Origin of the sequence: Natrinema sp. SYSU A 869 (genome assembly GCF_019879105.1) — an archaeon.
Lineage (GTDB): Archaea > Halobacteriota > Halobacteria > Halobacteriales > Natrialbaceae > Natrinema.
This window is the reverse complement of record NZ_CP082249.1, coordinates 2,614,887-2,633,146: the sequence shown is the minus strand read 5'-3', so window position 1 is coordinate 2,633,146 and position 18,260 is coordinate 2,614,887. Positions and strand designations below refer to the sequence as shown.

The 18,260-nt window shown below is 62.2% G+C and carries 18 protein-coding genes and 1 pseudogene; 11 read left to right on the top strand and 8 right to left on the bottom strand.

What is annotated here, in order from left to right; translation table 11 throughout:
- Positions 1-133: 133 nt before the first annotated feature.
- Entirely contained in the window at positions 134-895 is a 762-nt protein-coding gene (locus K6I40_RS21160; RefSeq protein WP_222916271.1) for an SIMPL domain-containing protein, read from the bottom strand.
- A gap of 244 nt (positions 896-1,139) precedes the next feature.
- Between K6I40_RS21160 and K6I40_RS21155 the strand changes: the two genes are divergently transcribed.
- Both K6I40_RS21155 and K6I40_RS21150 read left to right on the top strand, forming a co-directional pair.
- Entirely contained in the window at positions 1,140-1,469 is a 330-nt protein-coding gene (locus K6I40_RS21155) for a hypothetical protein (RefSeq protein WP_222916269.1), read from the top strand.
- Between the two features lie 218 nt (positions 1,470-1,687).
- Positions 1,688-2,002, top strand: coding sequence for a HalOD1 output domain-containing protein (locus K6I40_RS21150; RefSeq protein ID WP_222916267.1), 315 nt, complete (start codon positions 1,688-1,690; stop codon positions 2,000-2,002).
- Positions 2,003-2,061: 59 nt separating this feature from the next.
- Here K6I40_RS21150 and K6I40_RS21145 read toward each other — a convergent pair whose 3' ends face one another.
- Complete coding sequence (locus K6I40_RS21145) at positions 2,062-2,814, bottom strand: hypothetical protein (protein WP_222916265.1); 753 nt, start codon at positions 2,812-2,814, stop codon at positions 2,062-2,064.
- 413 nt (positions 2,815-3,227) lie between these two features.
- Between K6I40_RS21145 and thsB the strand changes: the two genes are divergently transcribed.
- A complete protein-coding gene (thsB, locus tag K6I40_RS21140; protein WP_222920423.1) occupies positions 3,228-4,886 on the top strand; it encodes a thermosome subunit beta in 1,659 nt (552 codons plus the stop codon).
- Between the two features lie 352 nt (positions 4,887-5,238).
- On the opposite strand, the gene lrp is transcribed toward thsB, so the two are convergent.
- Complete coding sequence (lrp, locus tag K6I40_RS21135) at positions 5,239-5,673, bottom strand: HTH-type transcriptional regulator Lrp (protein ID WP_222916263.1); 435 nt, start codon at positions 5,671-5,673, stop codon at positions 5,239-5,241.
- 155 nt (positions 5,674-5,828) lie between these two features.
- On the opposite strand from lrp, the gene K6I40_RS21130 reads away from it, so the two are divergent.
- Complete coding sequence (locus K6I40_RS21130; RefSeq protein ID WP_222916261.1) at positions 5,829-7,184, top strand: glutamine synthetase family protein; 1,356 nt, start codon at positions 5,829-5,831, stop codon at positions 7,182-7,184.
- A 48-nt stretch (positions 7,185-7,232) separates the two neighbouring features.
- Here K6I40_RS21130 and K6I40_RS21125 read toward each other — a convergent pair whose 3' ends face one another.
- Positions 7,233-7,877 (bottom strand): metallophosphoesterase, encoded by a 645-nt coding sequence (locus K6I40_RS21125; protein ID WP_222916259.1) that lies wholly within the window; start codon positions 7,875-7,877, stop codon positions 7,233-7,235.
- Between the two features lie 157 nt (positions 7,878-8,034).
- On the opposite strand from K6I40_RS21125, the gene K6I40_RS21120 reads away from it, so the two are divergent.
- Complete coding sequence (locus K6I40_RS21120; protein WP_222916257.1) at positions 8,035-8,304, top strand: hypothetical protein; 270 nt, start codon at positions 8,035-8,037, stop codon at positions 8,302-8,304.
- A gap of 110 nt (positions 8,305-8,414) precedes the next feature.
- Here the strand turns inward: K6I40_RS21120 and K6I40_RS21115 are convergent, their stop codons facing one another.
- Entirely contained in the window at positions 8,415-9,260 is an 846-nt protein-coding gene (locus K6I40_RS21115) for a helix-hairpin-helix domain-containing protein (protein ID WP_255681822.1), read from the bottom strand.
- A gap of 196 nt (positions 9,261-9,456) precedes the next feature.
- Between K6I40_RS21115 and K6I40_RS21110 the strand changes: the two genes are divergently transcribed.
- A complete protein-coding gene (locus tag K6I40_RS21110) occupies positions 9,457-9,975 on the top strand; it encodes a gamma carbonic anhydrase family protein (RefSeq protein ID WP_222916255.1) in 519 nt (172 codons plus the stop codon).
- A gap of 481 nt (positions 9,976-10,456) precedes the next feature.
- Here the strand turns inward: K6I40_RS21110 and K6I40_RS21105 are convergent.
- Positions 10,457-10,949 (bottom strand): annotated as a pseudogene (locus K6I40_RS21105) (hypothetical protein).
- A 1,046-nt stretch (positions 10,950-11,995) separates the two neighbouring features.
- On the opposite strand from K6I40_RS21105, the gene K6I40_RS21100 reads away from it, so the two are divergent.
- A complete protein-coding gene (locus K6I40_RS21100; RefSeq protein ID WP_222916254.1) occupies positions 11,996-12,811 on the top strand; it encodes a helix-turn-helix domain-containing protein in 816 nt (271 codons plus the stop codon).
- Positions 12,812-12,863: 52 nt separating this feature from the next.
- Here K6I40_RS21100 and K6I40_RS21095 read toward each other — a convergent pair whose 3' ends face one another.
- Positions 12,864-13,955, bottom strand: coding sequence for an aminomethyltransferase family protein (locus K6I40_RS21095; RefSeq protein WP_222916252.1), 1,092 nt, complete (start codon positions 13,953-13,955; stop codon positions 12,864-12,866).
- Between the two features lie 39 nt (positions 13,956-13,994).
- Positions 13,995-14,291 (bottom strand): DUF6432 family protein, encoded by a 297-nt coding sequence (locus tag K6I40_RS21090; protein WP_222920421.1) that lies wholly within the window; start codon positions 14,289-14,291, stop codon positions 13,995-13,997.
- Positions 14,292-14,503: 212 nt separating this feature from the next.
- On the opposite strand from K6I40_RS21090, the gene K6I40_RS21085 reads away from it, so the two are divergent.
- The 4 genes from K6I40_RS21085 (at position 14,504) to K6I40_RS21065 (ending at position 18,221) form a co-directional block, all read left to right on the top strand.
- Positions 14,504-15,580, top strand: a complete 1,077-nt coding sequence (locus tag K6I40_RS21085; protein ID WP_222916250.1) for an MSCRAMM family adhesin SdrC — start codon at positions 14,504-14,506, stop codon at positions 15,578-15,580.
- A gap of 213 nt (positions 15,581-15,793) precedes the next feature.
- Positions 15,794-16,177, top strand: a complete 384-nt coding sequence (locus tag K6I40_RS21080) for a DUF5611 family protein (RefSeq protein ID WP_222916248.1) — start codon at positions 15,794-15,796, stop codon at positions 16,175-16,177.
- Between the two features lie 415 nt (positions 16,178-16,592).
- Positions 16,593-16,766 carry a hypothetical protein gene (locus K6I40_RS21075; protein WP_222916246.1) on the top strand — a complete coding sequence of 58 codons (174 nt, stop codon included), beginning with the start codon at positions 16,593-16,595 and terminating at the stop codon, positions 16,764-16,766.
- A 441-nt stretch (positions 16,767-17,207) separates the two neighbouring features.
- On the top strand, positions 17,208-18,221 hold the full coding sequence (locus K6I40_RS21065; protein ID WP_255682154.1) for an FG-GAP repeat protein: 1,014 nt from the start codon (positions 17,208-17,210) through the stop codon (positions 18,219-18,221).
- Positions 18,222-18,260 lie beyond the last annotated feature (39 nt).

Below are 18,260 nucleotides of genomic sequence, written 5' to 3'. Positions count from 1 at the left end.
TTTAGGCTCGCCTAATAATTCAAAAGCCGTTCGGTTTTGGGGCAGCCAACGTATTCCGACGGTGAGACGGTCGCCACTTCAGCGCCGGTCGAGACTGGTCGATTCGGTTCAGGCGACACTCGGTCCGGCGGAGTCACTCGGGGAACGAATACGTCACCGTCGCGCTGGCGCTGACGGTGACGGGATCCGCATCGATCTCCGTCGGCGGCGCTGCGCCGCTCGCCGCGTCGTCGGCGGCCATGGTCTCGCGTCGAACCGAATGCACCTGCACGTCACCGGTCGTGACGGCCGTCGTCCCCTCGAGTTCGACCTCGCGGTTGTCGGCGATATGGCTCGCCTCCTCGTCGGCGTTCGCCAGTGCAGCATCGATCGCGTCCTTTCGGAGTTCGGACCGGGTCTCCTCTTGAAGCGTGAAGTTCACCCGGCCGACGGTGTCGGCACCGGCGTCGACCGATGCGTCGATGACCTCGCCGACACGGTCGGTGTCGGTAAGCGTCACTTCGAACGAGTGAACGCCCCGGAATCCCTCGCTTTCGCCGTCGCGTCCGCGTCTCGGGTAGACCCGGTACTGTCCTTCTTCGACGTTCTCATCGGGAATGCCGAGGTCATCGAACGCGGTGCGAAGCTGCTCGGCACCGGTCGAGAGCGCTTCGGTCACTTCGTCGGCGGTCTCGCCGGACGCTTCGACGCCGACGTCGGCGATTGCCTTGTCCGGGGCCGTCTCGACCTCGCCGCTGGCGCTGACCGTGATCTCGCCGTCATTGCTGGCCTCATCAGCTGCCGATCCGGGGTCCGTCGAGTCGGTCTCGTCGCTACTGAGTGGGCTTCCGGTACAGCCCGCGGCCGCTGCCGCGAGTCCGACGCTTGATGCCGCAAGGAACTGTCTTCGATCCATAGGTGATCGATGGGACGGGGGTGAAAAGAACCTACCCCAAGCTCAAATGGGCCTTTGAGTCTCGAGGATCACCGAGTGCCGAAGACGTTCGGGGAACTGGTAGTGCAGTCGTCGCGCATGGCCGAACTAATGGACGGAACTGTCGAATCAGTGGCCGACGGCGACGAACGTTCCCGTCATCCTGACACTCTCCGTCCCAAAAATCAGGGAATACCCAAGTGCCTCGAGAACGTACCACACAGTGATGGAGCTCTGGGGCTGGCTCATCGGCTATATCATGTTGTTCGCCCTGTTACATCTGCTACTGTATTACCTGTATGCCCGCCGTGACGACGGAGACGGTGAGCGCGCGCCGTCGCTCGCCGATCCCAATCGCGCGAGCATGCGGTCCTCACCCGGCCCGGATCGCTACCCTCGTGCGTCCGAGGATATCGGTGATCCTGACCACGTTGACGACGACCGCGAACCCGATTTCGACGGGGAGACGATCCGGTGTCCCCACTGCGGGGCACGAAATGAGGCCGACCAGACGTTTACGTACTGCTGGAACTGTATTTCTGGACTGCGACAGTGACGAGCACTCGAGCGAACGCAGTCGACGACGGAACCGAGCACTCTTGAGTTCCCATCGACTGCGATCGGACTGTTGTTGCCCGCTTCGTCCGACCTGTCTCATACTCAACGAAATTCTCCGAAAATGACCAGTGTCTCTGTTTGATTCGACGGGTTCGCCCAGTAATGAACGATTACGCTTTTGGTCTCCAAACAGAGAGTGGGAAGGGACGAACAGTTATGAACGGATATGCACCCTCCACCTCGCAGTCTCGCTCTCCATCCCTGTATCGCGCCACGCACGACCCGAACGGGCCGGCGGCGCTCAGTACGACCGTCATCCACGCGTTGGCCGACTGCATGGGCGTCGACGTGACTGACAGCCGCATCTCGCTGTACGATACCGTTGATCCGGACGCTCTGAACGAACTCTTTCGACCGCGCCACGACGGCACGCCACGAACCGGCGGCACGCTCACCTTCGTTGTCGACGGCCACCACGTCACGGTCAGAGGCGACGGCGAAATCCAGATCGAACCACCTGCGCGACGCTAACACCGGTCGTTTTCTGTTGGCGCAAGACCGCATCGATCACTACTGAGAACGCATCGATCCTATGCCGAGAGTGCCGTCGCGAGTTGCTCGAGGTGATCGACGCCCACGACGGCGACGACGTCACCCGGCTCTGATCGGATTTTCTCGAGGCGCTCGATCATGCAGTGTTCGCGCGTGTCGTCTCGGTAGTCTAACGCGGAGCCGTCCGTCTCGACGCTGCCGAGCAGCGCCTGCACGCTGGCGACGTGCGAGCGCTCGTGGGCGGCCTGCTGGTCCGGCGCATCGTCCGGCTCGCAGTCGTACTCGACTCGATCGCCGGGGACGACGGTCATCGAGGTCGCGTGGTTCAGCGTCGCGGCGACTCGACACGCCAGTGCCTCACGGGTCGCACCGCCGACACTCGAGAGGACGCGTCGAGCTGTCCCGGGGGAGACGCGGTCGGAGACCAATCGGCGCACGAGTCGCCGGAGAAAGGAGACGTTCGGTGCATCGATGCCGACGGGATCGGCGTCGGGGGTAGCGCGGATCGCCGCGCTCATTTCGCCACCGAACCGCGGCGATGCCGGGCCGTCCGCGTCGCTCTTGTGAGCGTACGCGCGATACAGCGGTAACGCGACGGGCGGTAATTCGAGTGCGAGCGTCTCCGGCTCGACACGCTCGAGGACGCGTTTGACGCGCGCGATACTCGCGGGATGGTCGTGGACGACGCCGAGGAGAACGAGATCGCCAGCAGTGCCGGAGAGCCGATGACAGAACTTGGCGGTGATCCGCGGGTCATCAAACGATTCGGGAAAGGACGGGGACTCGTCCATTGCTCGAATGGTAATACGGGACTACCGGGATAACCCTTCTGTTGTGTTGACTCGGATTCAAGTTATGATTTCTACTACCGCTCAATGCATGACTGAGAACCGTTACAGCCGAGCAAATCGCTCGTTATTGTGCTGTCGGGAGCAGCGCTTCCGCCAACGAGCGCAGCAATGGAGTGCAGCGATGGAGTACTGGCAGAAACTGCCACAACATCCTCATATATAAAAACACCGTCCCGGCGTTCGGCTGACAACGACTGCCGGACGAATTCTGACGGCAGAAACTGCGGTGATGGTCCCGCACTACGGTGGTTTTTGTCCCCAAACCGGACCGAGTACCGCTGCTGCTGTTCGGCCTTATTAGAAAGATTTATGTAGAATCACAATCAATCATCCGCTCGACTATGAGTCAGCGAATGCAGCAGGGGCAGCCGATGATCGTAATGAGCGAGGACTCCCAGCGCGTCAAGGACAAGGACGCCCAGGATTACAACATCAGCGCCGCCCGTGCGGTCGCTGAAGCCGTCCAGTCGACGCTCGGCCCGAAGGGGATGGACAAGATGCTCGTCGACTCCATGGGATCGGTGACGATCACTAACGACGGCGTCACCATCCTCAAGGAGATGGACATCGACAACCCGACGGCCGAGATGATCATCGAGGTCGCCGAAACGCAGGAAGACGAAGCTGGCGACGGCACCACGACGGCCGTCGCGATCGCCGGCGAACTCCTCAAGAACGCCGAGGATCTCCTCGAGCAGGACATCCACCCGACGGCGATCATCAAGGGCTTCCACCTCGCCAGCGAGCAGGCCCGCGAGGAGATCGATGACATCGCAACCGACATCGACACCGACGACGAGGAACTCCTCCGGAAGACCGCCGAGACCTCGATGACCGGCAAGGGCACCGAGGTCAACAAAGAGCACCTCGCCCAGCTGATCGTCGAAGCCATCCGTCAGGTCACCGTCGAGGACGAGAACGGCAACAACGTTGTCGACCTCGAGTTCCTCAACATCGAGACCCAGACCGGTCGCAGTGCCGGCGAATCCGACCTCCTCGAAGGCGGCATCATCGACAAGGACCCCGCCCACGACAACATGCCCCGCTCGGCGGAAGACGCCGACATTCTGCTCCTGAACGAGGCCATCGAGGTCGAGGAGACCGACGTCGACACCGAAGTCTCCGTCACGGATCCGGACCAGCTCCAGAAGTTCCTCGACCGCGAGGAGAAACAGCTCCGCGAGAAGGTCGACAAAATCGCCGACCTCGGTGCTGACGTCGTCTTCTGTCAGAAGGGCATCGACGACCTCGCCCAGCACTACCTCGCCAAGGAAGGCATCCTCGCCGTGCGCCGCGCCAAGAAGTCCGACCTCGAGTTCCTCCAGGAGGTCGTCGGCGCATCGACCGTCTCCGACCTCGAGAACGCGACCGAGGCTAACCTCGGCTTCGGCGACGTGACTCGCGACGAGGAAGACGAGCTGTTCTACGTCGAGGGCGAGGACGCCCACGGCGTTACCCTCCTGCTTCGCGGCTCGACCGACCACGTCGTTGACGAACTCGAACGCGGCGTCAACGATGCGCTCGATGTCGTCGCACAGACCGTTTCCGACGGCCGCGTCCTCGCGGGTGGCGGTGCAATCGAAGTCGAACTCGCCTCCCGACTGCGTGACTTCGCTGACTCCGTCTCCGGCCGCGAGCAACTGGCCGTCGAGGCCTTCGCCGACTCGCTCGAGCTCGTTCCGCGCGTCCTCGCCGGGAACGCGGGTCTCGACTCGATCGACACGCTGGTCGACCTGCGTGCGGCCCACGACGACGGCGACGTCACGGCCGGCCTGAACGTCTTCTCGGGCGACGTCGAGGACACCTTCGAGGCCGGCGTCGTCGAACCGGCCCACGCCAAGGAACAGGCCGTCACCTCCGCTGCCGAAGCGGCCAACCTCGTGCTCAAAATCGACGACATCATCTCCGCCGGCGATCTGTCGACCGACAAGGGCGACGACGAGGCTGGTGGCCCCGGCGGTGCCCCTGGCGGCATGGGCGGCATGGGCGGTGGCATGGGCGGCATGATGTAGGAACGAAGTTTTGCTCTGCGGGTGCGCCGTAGGCGCACCCTCGGCAAAAATTCGATTAAAAGCACTCCTCCCTCCGTTCGGGGGCGCGTTGCGCCCCCTCACATCAGTCGTCGGCCCGAGCGCTGCACGCTCACGGGCTTCGCCCGTTCACGTTCCGCGGTTCGGAGCCCGAAGGGCGAGAACCGCGTTTCGCTCGGTGAACGGCGTCGCTCGGGTTCTTCGAACCACTCGCTCGCCGACATCCGGTCGAGAGGATAATCATCATTCGTTAGCTACTCTTTTTGTTCGCTCCAGTGGTTTGATTGGCGTCGCCACTGCTCGCAATGTATCGTATCCGAAAAGGATCGACCAATTATTCGTTCTCGTCGACCTCGAGCTCGAACTGTTCGTTCTCGCTGACGGCGTTAAGAACGACGCTGGTATTCGAGGCCTTGATATCGGGATCGGTCAGCAGCTGTTTGATCTGGTCGTTCATCCCATCAGTATCTTCGAACTTGCCGATGGCAATCACGTCATAGTCGCCGGTGACCTCGTAGACGCTGGTCATCTGGCGGTGCTCGCGCAGCGTGTCGGTGACATCGGGTAAGGCGTTCCCCTCGACTTGCAGTTGAATCACGGCGGTCACGTCGTAGCCGACCGCATCGTAATCGACTTTTGGCGTATAGCCGTCGATTACGCCCTGCTCCTCGAGATTGGAGAGGTGATTCGAGACGGTCGTGACGGAGACGTCCAGTTCCTCGGCAAGGCTCCGCAGGCTCGCTCGGCCGTCGCCGAGAAGTGAATTCACTAATTTTGCATCGAGATTTCGTACGTCATCACATCTACCCTCGCACTGGGGCCTTTAGAAATTTACGAATATGCAGTTTACCGGTGGAGAGAGAAGATTTGCACGGAACAGTAGGGTTTTAGTAGCAGAGTTACGAGGATAGCACGACGAGAAAAATGACAAGCGGCAACCTTACTGACACTGAACGGGCGGTATTGGACGAAATCGAGGAGCAAGACGTTGACTTCCTCCGACTGCAGTTCACTGACATTCTGGGGACGGTCAAGAACGTTTCCGTGCCGGCCCGGCAGGCTGAGAAGGCATTTACTGAAGGTATCTACTTCGACGGTTCTTCTATCGAAGGTTTCGTTCGCATTCAGGAATCGGACATGCGACTCAAGCCCGACCCGGACACCTTCGCGATTCTCCCGTGGCGCCAGAAGGAGGAGAGCGCCGCCGCCCGAATGATTTGTGACGTCTATGATACCTACACGGGCGAACCCTTCGAGGGCGACCCGCGCCGCGTTCTCAAGAACGCGCTCGAGCGCGCTGACGAGATGGGCTACACCGTCAACGCCGCGCCCGAACCGGAGTTCTTCCTCTTCGAAGAGGACGAGGACGGCCGCGCAACGACCAAGACCAACGACGCCGGTGGCTACTTCGACCTCGCGCCGAAAGACCTCGCGAGTGATGTTCGTCGTGACATCATCTACGGTCTCGAGAACATGGGCTTCGAGGTCGAGGCGAGCCACCACGAGGTCGCCGAAGGCCAACACGAGATCAACTTCACCTATGACGACGCCCTGACGACGGCTGACAACGTCGGCACCTTCCGCACCGTCGTCCGCGCGATCGCCGCACAGCACGACCTCCACGCGACGTTCATGCCGAAACCGATCCCGCGAATCAACGGCTCGGGGATGCACACCCACCTCTCGCTGTTCACCGAAGACGGCGAGAACGCCTTCCACGACGAGGACGACGAGTTCAACCTGAGCGACGAGGCCCACGCCTTTACTGCCGGCATCCTCAAGCACGCGCCGGCAATTACGGCAATCGCGAACCCGACGGTCAACAGCTACAAGCGACTGGTGCCGGGCTACGAGGCGCCGGTCTACGTCGCCTGGTCTGACCGCAACCGCTCGTCACTGATCCGCAAGCCGGCGGCACGCACGCCTGCGGCCTCGCGCGTCGAACTACGCTCGCCGGATCCGTCCTGTAACGCCTACCTCGCACTCGCCGTCATGATCCACGCCGGACTCAACGGCATCGAGAAGGATCTCGACTGTCCCGACCCGGTTCGCGAGAACATCTATGACTTCGACGAGGCAAAGCGCGAGGAGTACGGCATCGACACGCTGCCGTCGAACCTCGGCGAAGCCGTTGACGCGCTCGAGGAAGACGAAGCGATCTACAACGCGCTCGGCGACCACGTCAGCTCCAAGTTCGTCGAGGCCAAGCGCCAGGAGTTCGAGGACTACCTCGTTGACGTCTCCGACTGGGAGCTCGACCGCTACCTCGAGACGTTCTAACGCGGATCCACCGCCGTCTGCGTCAGTTCTTTCTCTCTGCGCCGCTTTTCAGTCGCTCCCCGAGAGGTCGTGTTCGTGACTCTCGAGTGCGAGTGTCTCCGGCTCGAGCGTGTAGTAGCGCTCCCACGCGGGCGCGAGACTGACGACCCTGGTGCCTGCGATCTCGGCCTCGCGGTGGCGATGGTGGTGGCCGACCAGACAGAGCTCGGGCGAGATCGTCTCGAGCAGATCGTCGACGTACTCGCAGCCGGGGTCGTAGCCATAGGATAGCAGACCGTTCGGCGCTTCGTGCGTGAGAAGGACGTCGATGTCCTCGAGTTCGGCGGCCCGCTCGATGTCCTCGCGGGTAAAGTGGCGGCGGCGCTCGCCGACAAGGTCGTCTCGCGATCGATCGTACCGCGTGGGTGCGAAGTTGCCCGAGAGACCGGCCACGCGGAGGCCGTCGACCGTCGCCGCTGTGCTCGCGAGAAGGTGGACGTTGTTCGTTTCTGCGGGGTCGTTGCCCGCCCGCAGCGCCTCGATCACGTCGAAATCCTCGTTGTTGCCCGCGATGAACCACGTCGGTGCCGGGAGGTCGTACCGCTCGAGATCACCGAGTTGGAGCACGCGATCGGGATCGAGGGTTCGATAGAGTTCAAGCAGGGTCGCACACCGGTCGGGGTCTGACGCGTGGGCGTCGCCGAGGACGAGCATGGGAGCACGTAGGAACCCGATTCGGATAGTGTCCGCGCCGAATCCTGCCGGTTCGTGCGGTGTCGATCGCAAGAGGGTATCGCCACTGTATCGGCCGAGACGCGACCGAGGCACATTCAGGGTCGTGATTTAGAGGTACTGCCGTCGAAAATCCCCTATGGCCGACACGCCAGATATCAATAAAGTCGAAACAGAGGACGACTACATTCACGTTCGGTTTCGCGATCCCGATCAGTACGACGAGATACGGACCCCGGACTGGGCGGAGCAGCCGGCAGAGTCGGTTTCCGAAGGCAGCGAGGTCCGGACCGGCAAGGTCGAAGGGGAGGACGACTGGGAGGTCACCAGCGTTCTGATCGACAAGCACGTCGGCGAGGACAAAGCGAAAGAGCAGGCTCGCGAAATCGTCGACAAGATCGAGTCCTGAGCGGCTGTCGGTCGTTTCGATCCCTCGAAATGAACAAAGAAGCGTCGAGCTCCGTGCTCTCGTCCCTCTGATACCGGGAGGGCGACAGTTGCGACTCGCTGTGAGCCGGCTTACGCTTCGGCCTGCTCGATCCAGTCTTCGGCCTGGTCCTCCGAGATATCGGCGGCCTCGGCGACGGCCTCGGGACCGGCGCGCGTGAGGTCGTCGATAGTCGTGATGCCGGCTTCCGAGAGCTGTTCGCGGGTATCCGTGTCGATTCCCTCGACGGACTCGAGGGTATGCTCCGGATCGGTTTCGATCTTCGTGTGGGGCTCGTCAGTCCCCTGTACCGGGATCTCCTGGGTGACCGCCTCGGTCTGCTCCTCGAGTTGCTGCTGGAACTGCTCGACCTGTTCGGCCTGCCGTTCGAGGAGTGCCTCGACATCACCGGTCTGGCGCTCGAGTTGGTCCTCGAGCCGATCCTGAAGCTCCTGGGTCTGGTCGAGTTGCTCGCGGAGCTGTCCCGAGAGTTCGTCGACGTTCTGGACCGTCTGGTCCTCGACGGCCTCCGTGATTTCGAGGAGCTGGTCGGTCTGCTCATCGAGGGCATCGACGAACTCTCCGGAGAGTTCGTCAGCGGAGTCGACGCCTCGTTCGAGTTCGCGCTCGAGCGCCTCGTAAACCTCCGCGTGAGTCGTTTTGAGCTGGTCGAAGGTCTCGTCGATGGTCCGATGGGCCTCAGGGTCGTCGTCGCTCGGTAGCATCGCCGCCGTTGCGCTGAGGTAGCCGTGTGTCGCCGCCTGCGCGAGCTCGAGTTGCTGGCGCTGGAGGGACTCCTGACCTTTGATCCCGGTCAGGGCCATTGTGTCGACGTTTCGTTGGGTGGCCACGCTGTGCTTGAACAGCTGCTGACTTTGTTTGACTGCGGTTCGCTGTGCATCGAACATCGCTCGAATGGGGGAATTTGACTGGGGCATGTGTTCGACTAGTAATCCGACTCGATACGGGATAAGTAGTGGGCTTGCAAACCATTAGATGGTATCTGATGGTTTCAATCGGTCTCGAAATCTGAATGATGCTGACTCCGATTCGGGCCGGCCGACTTCCGCTCGAGCGTGACTGTCACGAGTATCGTGATTCGGTATTATGCACGCATTCGTGGTCCGTTCATGCATGGTCGACAGCAGACGCTACGAGTTCGAGGGGGACCGACCGATGGTTGACGACACGGCACGGGTAAGCCGAGAGGCGATCCTCGTCGGCGACGTCGAGATCGGCGCGGACGCAAGTATCTGGCCCGGCGTCGTCTGCCGCGGTGACATCGGTCCCGTCCACATCGGTCGAGAGACACACGTCGGAGACAACGCTACGATTCATGCGTCGCGACTCGCCGACGAAGTAATGGTCGGCCACGGGGCCGTCCTCAACGAGACGACCGTCGAGGAGCGGGCGCTGATCGGATTCAACGCGACGATCAACACTGACGTAACGATCGGCAGCGGGAGCATCGTTGCCGCCGGGACCGTCGTCCCCGACGAGTACGCTATCCCGCCGGAGTCGTTCGTCCGCGGCGTTCCCGCCGAGATCACGCCGCTCGAGGAGACGGGGATCGATGCGGGGGAAATCCTTGCGGAGTTCTCCGCAGGCGAATATACGAATCTGGCACAGCGCCACGAGGAGTTATTCGAGTGATGGTCCAGGTAGTCACGGGTGGTAGGTAGCGAGACCGGCGGAACGGACTCACGGGGCGTCTCCGCCGTCGGTGAACCTCCCGCCGTCCCATTCCCGGAGTCGGGAGTGGACCAGTGACTCGAGTGGCCACGCGATCGCACGGATGACGGTGAAAGGGAGGAGCCGGTGGGGTGGTGTGGGGTGGGGCTTCGTCGTGGGTGGCCGACGTGAGGGCGGAGTGCGTGACGCCGACCAACAGCGCAACGACGCCGACTGCGGTGGAGACCGGTCGGACGTGAGCGTGAGCGGCGGTCGCTAGCGGGACGAGTCCGAACCCAAACGCGACGACCATGAGTGTGGCGGCTTCGAGAGTCGAGTCGACCACCGGATAGCCGGCAGAGACGAATTGTCGAGCGTTCGCGGCGATTGAGCGCGGAGACGCTGAACTGATTACCACGACCGAACACACTGTCGAACAAAATACCGGTCAGGAGACGACGGCTTACCGATTCGAATCGAACTCGAAGATTTCCCGGTAGAGGCTCTCGGCGAGCCGGTCAATGTTCGCCGCCGCCTCGCTGGCGGCCATCGTATCGCCGATACCCCGCCACTCGACGGATAATTGAGTGATCGGGACCAGCGCGATACCGCCGATGACGATCTCGCCTTCGGGGTGTGGACGCGCCACTCCGTCTGCATCCCGTTCGACGATCGGGTGACGGCCTCGATCTCCCCGCCGGCCGTGCTCCACCGCTCGACGAGGTCGTCGGTGAGTCGCCGGAGTTTCCGTTCGCCGAGCAGGTGGCAGGCGACGCCGCCGCCCGCCAGCAGCGCGAATGCGGCGGCCGCCATCGGGAGGCCACCGTAGGGACGTTTATCGACGCGGCGAGACCGGCCGTCACGACGACCAGCCCGAGGACGCGTGCGTCGACTGCGTTCGGCACCGTGCCGTTCCAGGCTGTCGATGCGCTCTGGGACGGCTGCTCGAGTTGCATATCGACTACACGTCGCGGTGACGACCGGGTAGCCGCTGGCCTGTCCCACTGTCGGCATTATATACTCGTCTCGACGTTTACTCGTCCTCGAGTAACGCGTCGTCGCCGTGGCGCTCCCGCAACTCGGCGAGGGACTCGCGCTGATCCTCGAGTCGCGGAGTCGGCTCGGCATATAGTACCAACTGAACCGATTTACACGCCGATCGCACGACGGTAGCGCGGTTCGGAGCGAGCGACGTGAGCGGGAACCGCGGACTATGCGATCGGCGTGTAAATCGGTTCAGTTGTTACTATAACGGTAGCTCCGGCTGTCGATTCGCAGGCTCAGAGGTGAGCCGACGATGTCTACTACCGTCCACCAGAGCTAACCTCATTCACTCACTTAATCAAAAATTACCTCAGCGTGAAAATGTCTCGACTTCAAGAAGACTGCCGCCCGATTCTACCAGATAAATGTCGAAAGGACAAAATCTCTTATTCGAAGTGTTAGAAGTTGAACAACGGCGGCACATTCTGTTCGCGCTCGTCGACCAAAGTCCACAGAATGAGTCATCAGCCTCCATCGATGTGTCACCGGCTGCGACCGACGGCGATACTGCGGCTCTCATCGAACGGTACCACGTTACCCTCCCCAAATTAGATGATTACGGCTTTATCGACTGGGATCGGCGCACGAATACTGTGAGGCCGGGGGACCGTTTCGCGGAAGTCAGACCGGTCCTGGAACTGCTTCGCGAGCGAGAAGACGATTCCACGGTCGAGTGAGTAGAAGCGACTGCCGTCGCTCGTCGATCGTATTCGCTTGGCGGCGAACCGGGATCGATCGTATCGAAAACAGCGAGCCCCATTGTGGTTGGGCCAAACAGGACTCGCCACTCACTTATACCGAGCCGATACCCAAGTAGCTTGTGTGATAATCTGAGTGAAAAACTCTCCGATAGAGAGGGTCCCGAACGGCTATTTGTGAAAGGGAACGAATACGCGAATCCTTTTCCATCCGCATACCCTATTCTGGATGTTCGGACACCCGAATTCGTGGTTGGGCCATGACAAAGGACGACACTACCAGAGAGGCGATCAGCCTGTTGCAAGACCTCGGGCTACAGGAGTACGAAGCGCGCTGCTTTATGGCGTTGAATAAACTTCCCAGTGGAACGGCAAAGGAGATACACGAAATCTCCGACGTGCCCCGGACGAGAGTATACGATGCCATTCGCGTCCTCGAGTCCCAGGGACTGGTCGAAGTTCAACACACGAGTCCGCAGGTGTATCGCGCCGTCGACATCGACGAGGCGACACAGACCCTTCGACAGAAGTACGACAACCGGATCGAAACGCTCGAGACACATCTCAAGAACACGGAGGTTCAGGACATCGAGGAGAACGAACACGTCCAGGAAGTCTGGTCGCTCACCGGTCACGAAGCGATCGAGTCGCGAACAATCGAACTCATCGACGAGGCGGAGTCCGAGATCGCGTTCCTCGTCGTCGATGAGGACATTCTGTCCGAGACGCTGTTCGACGGCCTGCAGGAGGCGGTCGATCGAGAGCTCTCGATGATTCTGGGCGGGCAGACGGACGCGATCACGGCGGCGCTCGGGACGGAACTGCCTAACACCCGCGTGTTCGAGACCGGCCTCGACTGGCTCACCGGAATCGAGAGCGACGACGAAGTCGCGATCAGTCGGATCCTGCTCGTCGACCGGGAGACGCTGCTGATCGGGTCGTACTATCCGAACGCCGCCGGGGAAAACGCGAACGAGCAAGCGATCTTCGCCCGCGGCCTCGAGAACGGGATCGTCGTGTTGCTCCGTCGATTAGTAACAGCGGGATTACCCGCTATAAAGGATCCCGGGAGCTGACGACGTTTTTCGAGAATCGACTGCAGGAATTGACGACCAATTAATACGTACCCTACTGATATTCCGGAAGTCGATCGGATCGATCCGAACCCTCGACGAAGGGCAGTTCGGTTCGAGTTGCAGCCACCTCCTCGCCACCGACTCGGATCGTTACCTCGTCGCTCTCGAGGTCGTAATCGACGATCGCGAGCGCAATGACGTCTCCGAGCATCGGGCTCTCGCCAGCGCGGGCCACCTCGCCGACCGACGCGTCACCATCGAAGACCGCCGCGCCGGACTCGGGCACGGCCTCGCCCTCGAGCGTGAAGCCGACGAGTCGCCGGCTGGGTTGGCCGCGATTCTCGACGCGGGAGACGACCTCCTGGCCGACGTAACAGCCCTTCTCGAAGTCCAGTGCGTTCCGCAGGCCGAGCACGTTCGGGAGCGTCCCCTTGAGCTCGGTGTGAAAGAGCGGCGATCCGGCCTCGAGTGCGAGGCTCTCGACGGTCTGATAGCCGAAGGGAGCTGCGTTGAGCCCCTGATTGAGCAGCGTGTCGTGGACGGCAGCGGCGTCGTCCGCGGCACAGATCACTTCGTAGCTCTCCTCGCCGGTGAGTGCGTCGGTCCGGATGACGGAGACGCCTTCGTCGCCCATCGTCCCACGAACGAAGGTGTAGCGTTCGTCGGGCGAGCCGGCACCGTTGAGGACGCTCGCGATCTTCTCGGTCGCCTGCGGTCCGTGAATGCCAAAGACGGCGTAGTCATCGGTCGCGACGCGGATGTCGACGTCCTGGATGAATACCTTCTCGGACCATTCCTCGGCGAGCGGCTCAGCGGTCTCGGGTTGGGTAAAGAGTAGCAGCCGCTCGCCCGCGTTGTAAATGTAGAGTTCTACGTCGATCCCGCCCTGCGGATCGAGGACGAGCGCGTAACACCCTTTCCCGTCTTCCGCCGGAACCCGGTTCGAGACGACGTTGTCGACGTACTCGACGCGATCGTCGCCCTCTACGACGATCACACCATAGGCCTGTTCGAGCAGGCCGACGCCGTTGCGAACCGCTCGATGGGTGCGCTCCGGCCGTCCATAGTGTTCGACGATCCGTCGATCGGCGCGCTCGCCGAACGTGGCACCGTGATCCTCGTGGATAGACTCGATGACGGTCATGCGTATCCCCTGGGGCCTGAGCGTATCAGGCGTTTCGATTCAAAAAGGTAGTCGCTCGCGAAGCCAGTCCCCGATCGATTGCTCCTCGTCTTCCTCGGTCGGTTCGTCGGGGACCACGCGCTCGGCGGGCTTGATCACCGTCTCCGAGCCCGAGTCGACGACGATCAGGTTGTCCTCCTTCAGCGTCGAGAGGGCATCCTCGAGTTCGTCGATGTCGACCTCGACGGCCGCGCGGAGCTCGAAGACGGTCATCCCGTCGTCGGCGCGATCGACCAGCGCGTCGAGTACCGCCACCTCCGTCCCCTCACGGTTCCGGTACTCCCGCTTTGCTCTCATCTGTCTATCCATTCGACCACCCGGGATTTGACGTTTGCCGTTCCGTCCACGCTATGCGATCACTGTTCGCTCGAGTACGGCCTCGATATCGACTGGACGGGCTGTCAGCGATTCCTGTTACGACGTCGCCGATCGAACCGCTCGCGTGACTGTCACTAATACGCGACTATCAGGCAGTACGTTTTTGTGTGCTGGGTCGGTACGGTGGGACAATGGCCCTGCGATGTTCGCTGCTCGGACACGACTTCGACGAGTCCGAAGTCGAACGCGAGCGCGAAGAACGGGGGAGCGAAGTCGTCGTTACCGTCCAGGAGTACGAGGAGTGTCTCCGCTGTGGCGAGCGATCCGTCATCAGCGAGAACACCGAAGTAACCAGCCTCACCGCTGGGACGGCCGCCGACTCGGTCCCCGACGAGCCCGATGCCGAACCGCCCGAACCACCACTCGAGTCCGATGCGACCGAGACAGCATCCGCCTCGGATTCCGAATTCGTCGACGCGGACGACATCGTCGAGACGGCCGGCGACGACGACGCCGAACTCATCGATGCCGACGACACCGCGTCGGACGCGCTCGAGACGGAGACGCCGGAGCCGTCCGCGAATCCGACGGCGAGCCCGGCCGGTCCGGAACCGGAGGCGGCGGCCACTGAGACGCCGGCCGGTGTCGACGTCGACGCCACCGGCGACGCGGACGATATTGATCTCCCGACCGACGAGAACGGTGAGCCCGTTACCGACGACGGCGAGATTCTCGACGACGAGCCCTCGAACGACCGAGACCAGGACCGCGACCGCGGCGAATGGCCCGATTCGGACGATGTCGGCCCGCCGGTCGACGCCGAATCCGACCCGAGCGGCTGGCCGGACGACTCAGACGACGGCGAGACCGGCGGCGACCGCAGTGCCGATGGCCCCGATCCGAGCGCGATCGACGACGACGCCGTCCTCCTCGAGAGTGACGGGTCGTCCGACGTCGAGACCGGCGGCGACCACAGTACCGACGGCACGACTACGGCCGCGGCCGACGCCCGCTCGGTGACTGCAGACCCCCCGACCGATGCACGGGGTGAGTCCGAGTCCGACCCCGGTCCGGAGACCGGGATCGAGCGCGCCGCGTCCGCGCCGACGCCCGCCGAGAGCGCCAGCACGTCCGACGACGACGTTCCGACCGAGTTCTACTGTCCACGGTGTGACTACGTCGCCGCCGGCGATCGAGGGTCGCTTCGAACCGGCGACATCTGCCCCGACTGCCGGAAGGGGTATCTCAGCGAGCGCGAGCAACAATAGGAACACCGGTCGGGACGCGATCGACCGATTCTCTGCGTTCATTCTTCGGATTCGCCCGGTCGGCTCGAACGCTCTCCGATAGTCCCACTCCGTTCCGATCGACTCCCGACCGACAGCGGACGATATCGGCGGTCTCCGCGTTCAAGGACGCATCAGACACCCGAAACGTCGGCTATGAAAAGAGGTAAACACTCCGCCGTGTTTTTTCGATCCATGAAGGAGTACAAGATGCGTCGCGGCGAATATCTCGAGGAACGAATCCCGGATATGGAGTCCACCGTCGAGGACTACTTCGGCCCCATCACCACCACACAGGAATACAAGGGAAGTGACCTCTACGTCATCGGCGAGCCCGACAACCCTGTCTTCGAGAAGATCGTCGCTGGAACCATCGAATACTCCGGCAAGAAGGATAAGCTCGGCGTCGAGTTCCACGAGCGCGACCCCACCGAACTCGGTCCCGACGAACTCGAGGCCGCCGGCGACGCCGTCGACGCGAAAAACGACTTCCTGCTCGAGGCGACCGGCCGTGACGCCAAGTCCCGTCGCGAGTCGATGAAGCGCACAGTCGAAGACGATCCGGATCACGACTTCTAGAACCGACCGTTTGCTCTGCAGTCTATCGCGCTGTCGGTAGCATTGCCGCCAGCGCGATGCCCCTCGGCAAACGGTCGATCAAAAGCACCGGAAAACGGTCCTGCTCGCTCTCGCTCGCGGTGTGTCGGGTAACCGTCTGCCCTCCCCCGTTGAGCGGACGCTTTGCGTCCGCGAGGTCGTCGGCGCGAAGTCGTTCGAAACGGCTTCGCCGTTTCGTGATGCCACAAATCTTCGATTTGTGAGCACGCCGACTGCTTGAGGGACCAGAGGTCCCTCGCCGCTCGGAAGTGCTTGCTCTTCTGTCGGGTCAGGCGGCTCACCGCATTCGCTGGGAGCCGCCTTCTCGGCCACGCACTGATGAGGCCGACGAGTAGCTTCGTAACGGCTTTTATCTGGACGCGGAATCACTCGAGTAATGGAAGCACAGGCGTTTCTCGCCGCGACGTTCGTCGCCCACGTCGGCTTCGCAATCTTCGTGACCGTCCACGCGTTCGCGACGGGTCGTGATGCCGGCAAGTGGCCGTTCGTGACGCTCGCGTTCGGACTGGCTGGGATCGTTGCCTATTTCTTCTACGACGAATCGCAATAGCGACTCGCGGCAGTCGCTGGACGTGTTCCTCGAGAGTGTCAGCCGGTAGAAATATCAATGCCGTCTACTCGCTGTATCAAGCGGAGGCTGTATCTCCGCCTTACTCGCTCCCTTCAGTCGCGCCGTGAGGACGGGGACTTAGCCTGCAAGCGTTACAATCGGTGAGCGGATATTCTATCTCAGATATCGCTACGAATGATAATTACATCACAGAACGATACGTCAGCGTATGGCCAACGATACTGACTGTCGGCGGAGATTCCTGTATGAGAGCGGAGCCGCGCTCGCCGTCGGACTGGCCGGCTGTTCGAGCCGTATTCGGAACACGAGCGACGACGCCGCTAAACTCGTCCCTCGCTATGATCCGGACGACGAACATCAACTGATTCGGGTCGCCGTGTCGGAGGAGACCGTCGTCGCGAGTACGATCCCGGAGCCGGAATCGTCCCCGACGGTCCGGGGTCGGCGTACGTCTTCGAGCGGTCGAGCGAAACGTGGGGTCAGGAGGCAGAACTCTCCCTTCCCGAGAACACACCGGAAGACGAGTTCGGGGATCCAGTAGCGATAGACGGCGATACCGTGCTCATCGGAGCGTGGTACGAGGACACGTCGGAAGAATGGCTCTCCGGAACGGCGTACGTCTTCGATCGGTCAGACGACGGAGGGTGGAACCAACGGGCACGACTCGTTCCCGATGTCGACGACTCGGAAGAGAATCCGTCTAGACACGTACACGCAATCGCTATCGACGGTGACACTGCGATTCTGGGGTGTCCAGCCACTTCCGCCAACAGCGGCGAGTGGCAGGGATCGGCGTTCGCGTACCGGCGGACGGACGAGGGCTGGCACCAACAGGCCAAACTCGTCCCCGACGACAGTGACGGCGGGAACGAGTACGGCCACTCGGTGGCACTGGCCGGCGATATCGCGTTGATCGGGGCGCCGACGAGCGACACGGCGGCCGGTGCGAACGCGGGGGCGGTGTCCGCGTTCGAGCGGTCGAACGGCGAGTGGATTCGCCGGGAGAGACTCGTCGCGGACGACGGTACCGCCGGCGACAAGTTCGGCTCCACCGTCGCGCTCTCGGAACGGACTGCTCTCGTCGCCGGTAATGACGATACCGATACCGCGGGATCAGTGTCCGTCTTCGAGCGAGACGGGGACGCGGGCTGGAGCCAGCGGACGACGCTCCTCACCGGCGATGAATTCAGCTGTATCGGGGCGGTCGCCCTAGAGGGAGAGACGGCACTCGTCGGCGATGCCTGTCAGTCTTCGACTGCCGTCTTCGTCCGCTCGGACGACGGTTGGGACCGGCGGGATACGCTCGTCGCACCCAATGGTTCGGGGCAGACCTTCGGAAACGCCGTCTCGTTGTCCGGCGATACCGCCGTCGTGGCGGACTGGCGGCAAGACGTCGATGGTGGTCACGGCGCAGCGTACGTGTTCTCAGTGTAGCGATCGGTCGATTCCGAAGGACAGTTCGCTCGAGTCCCC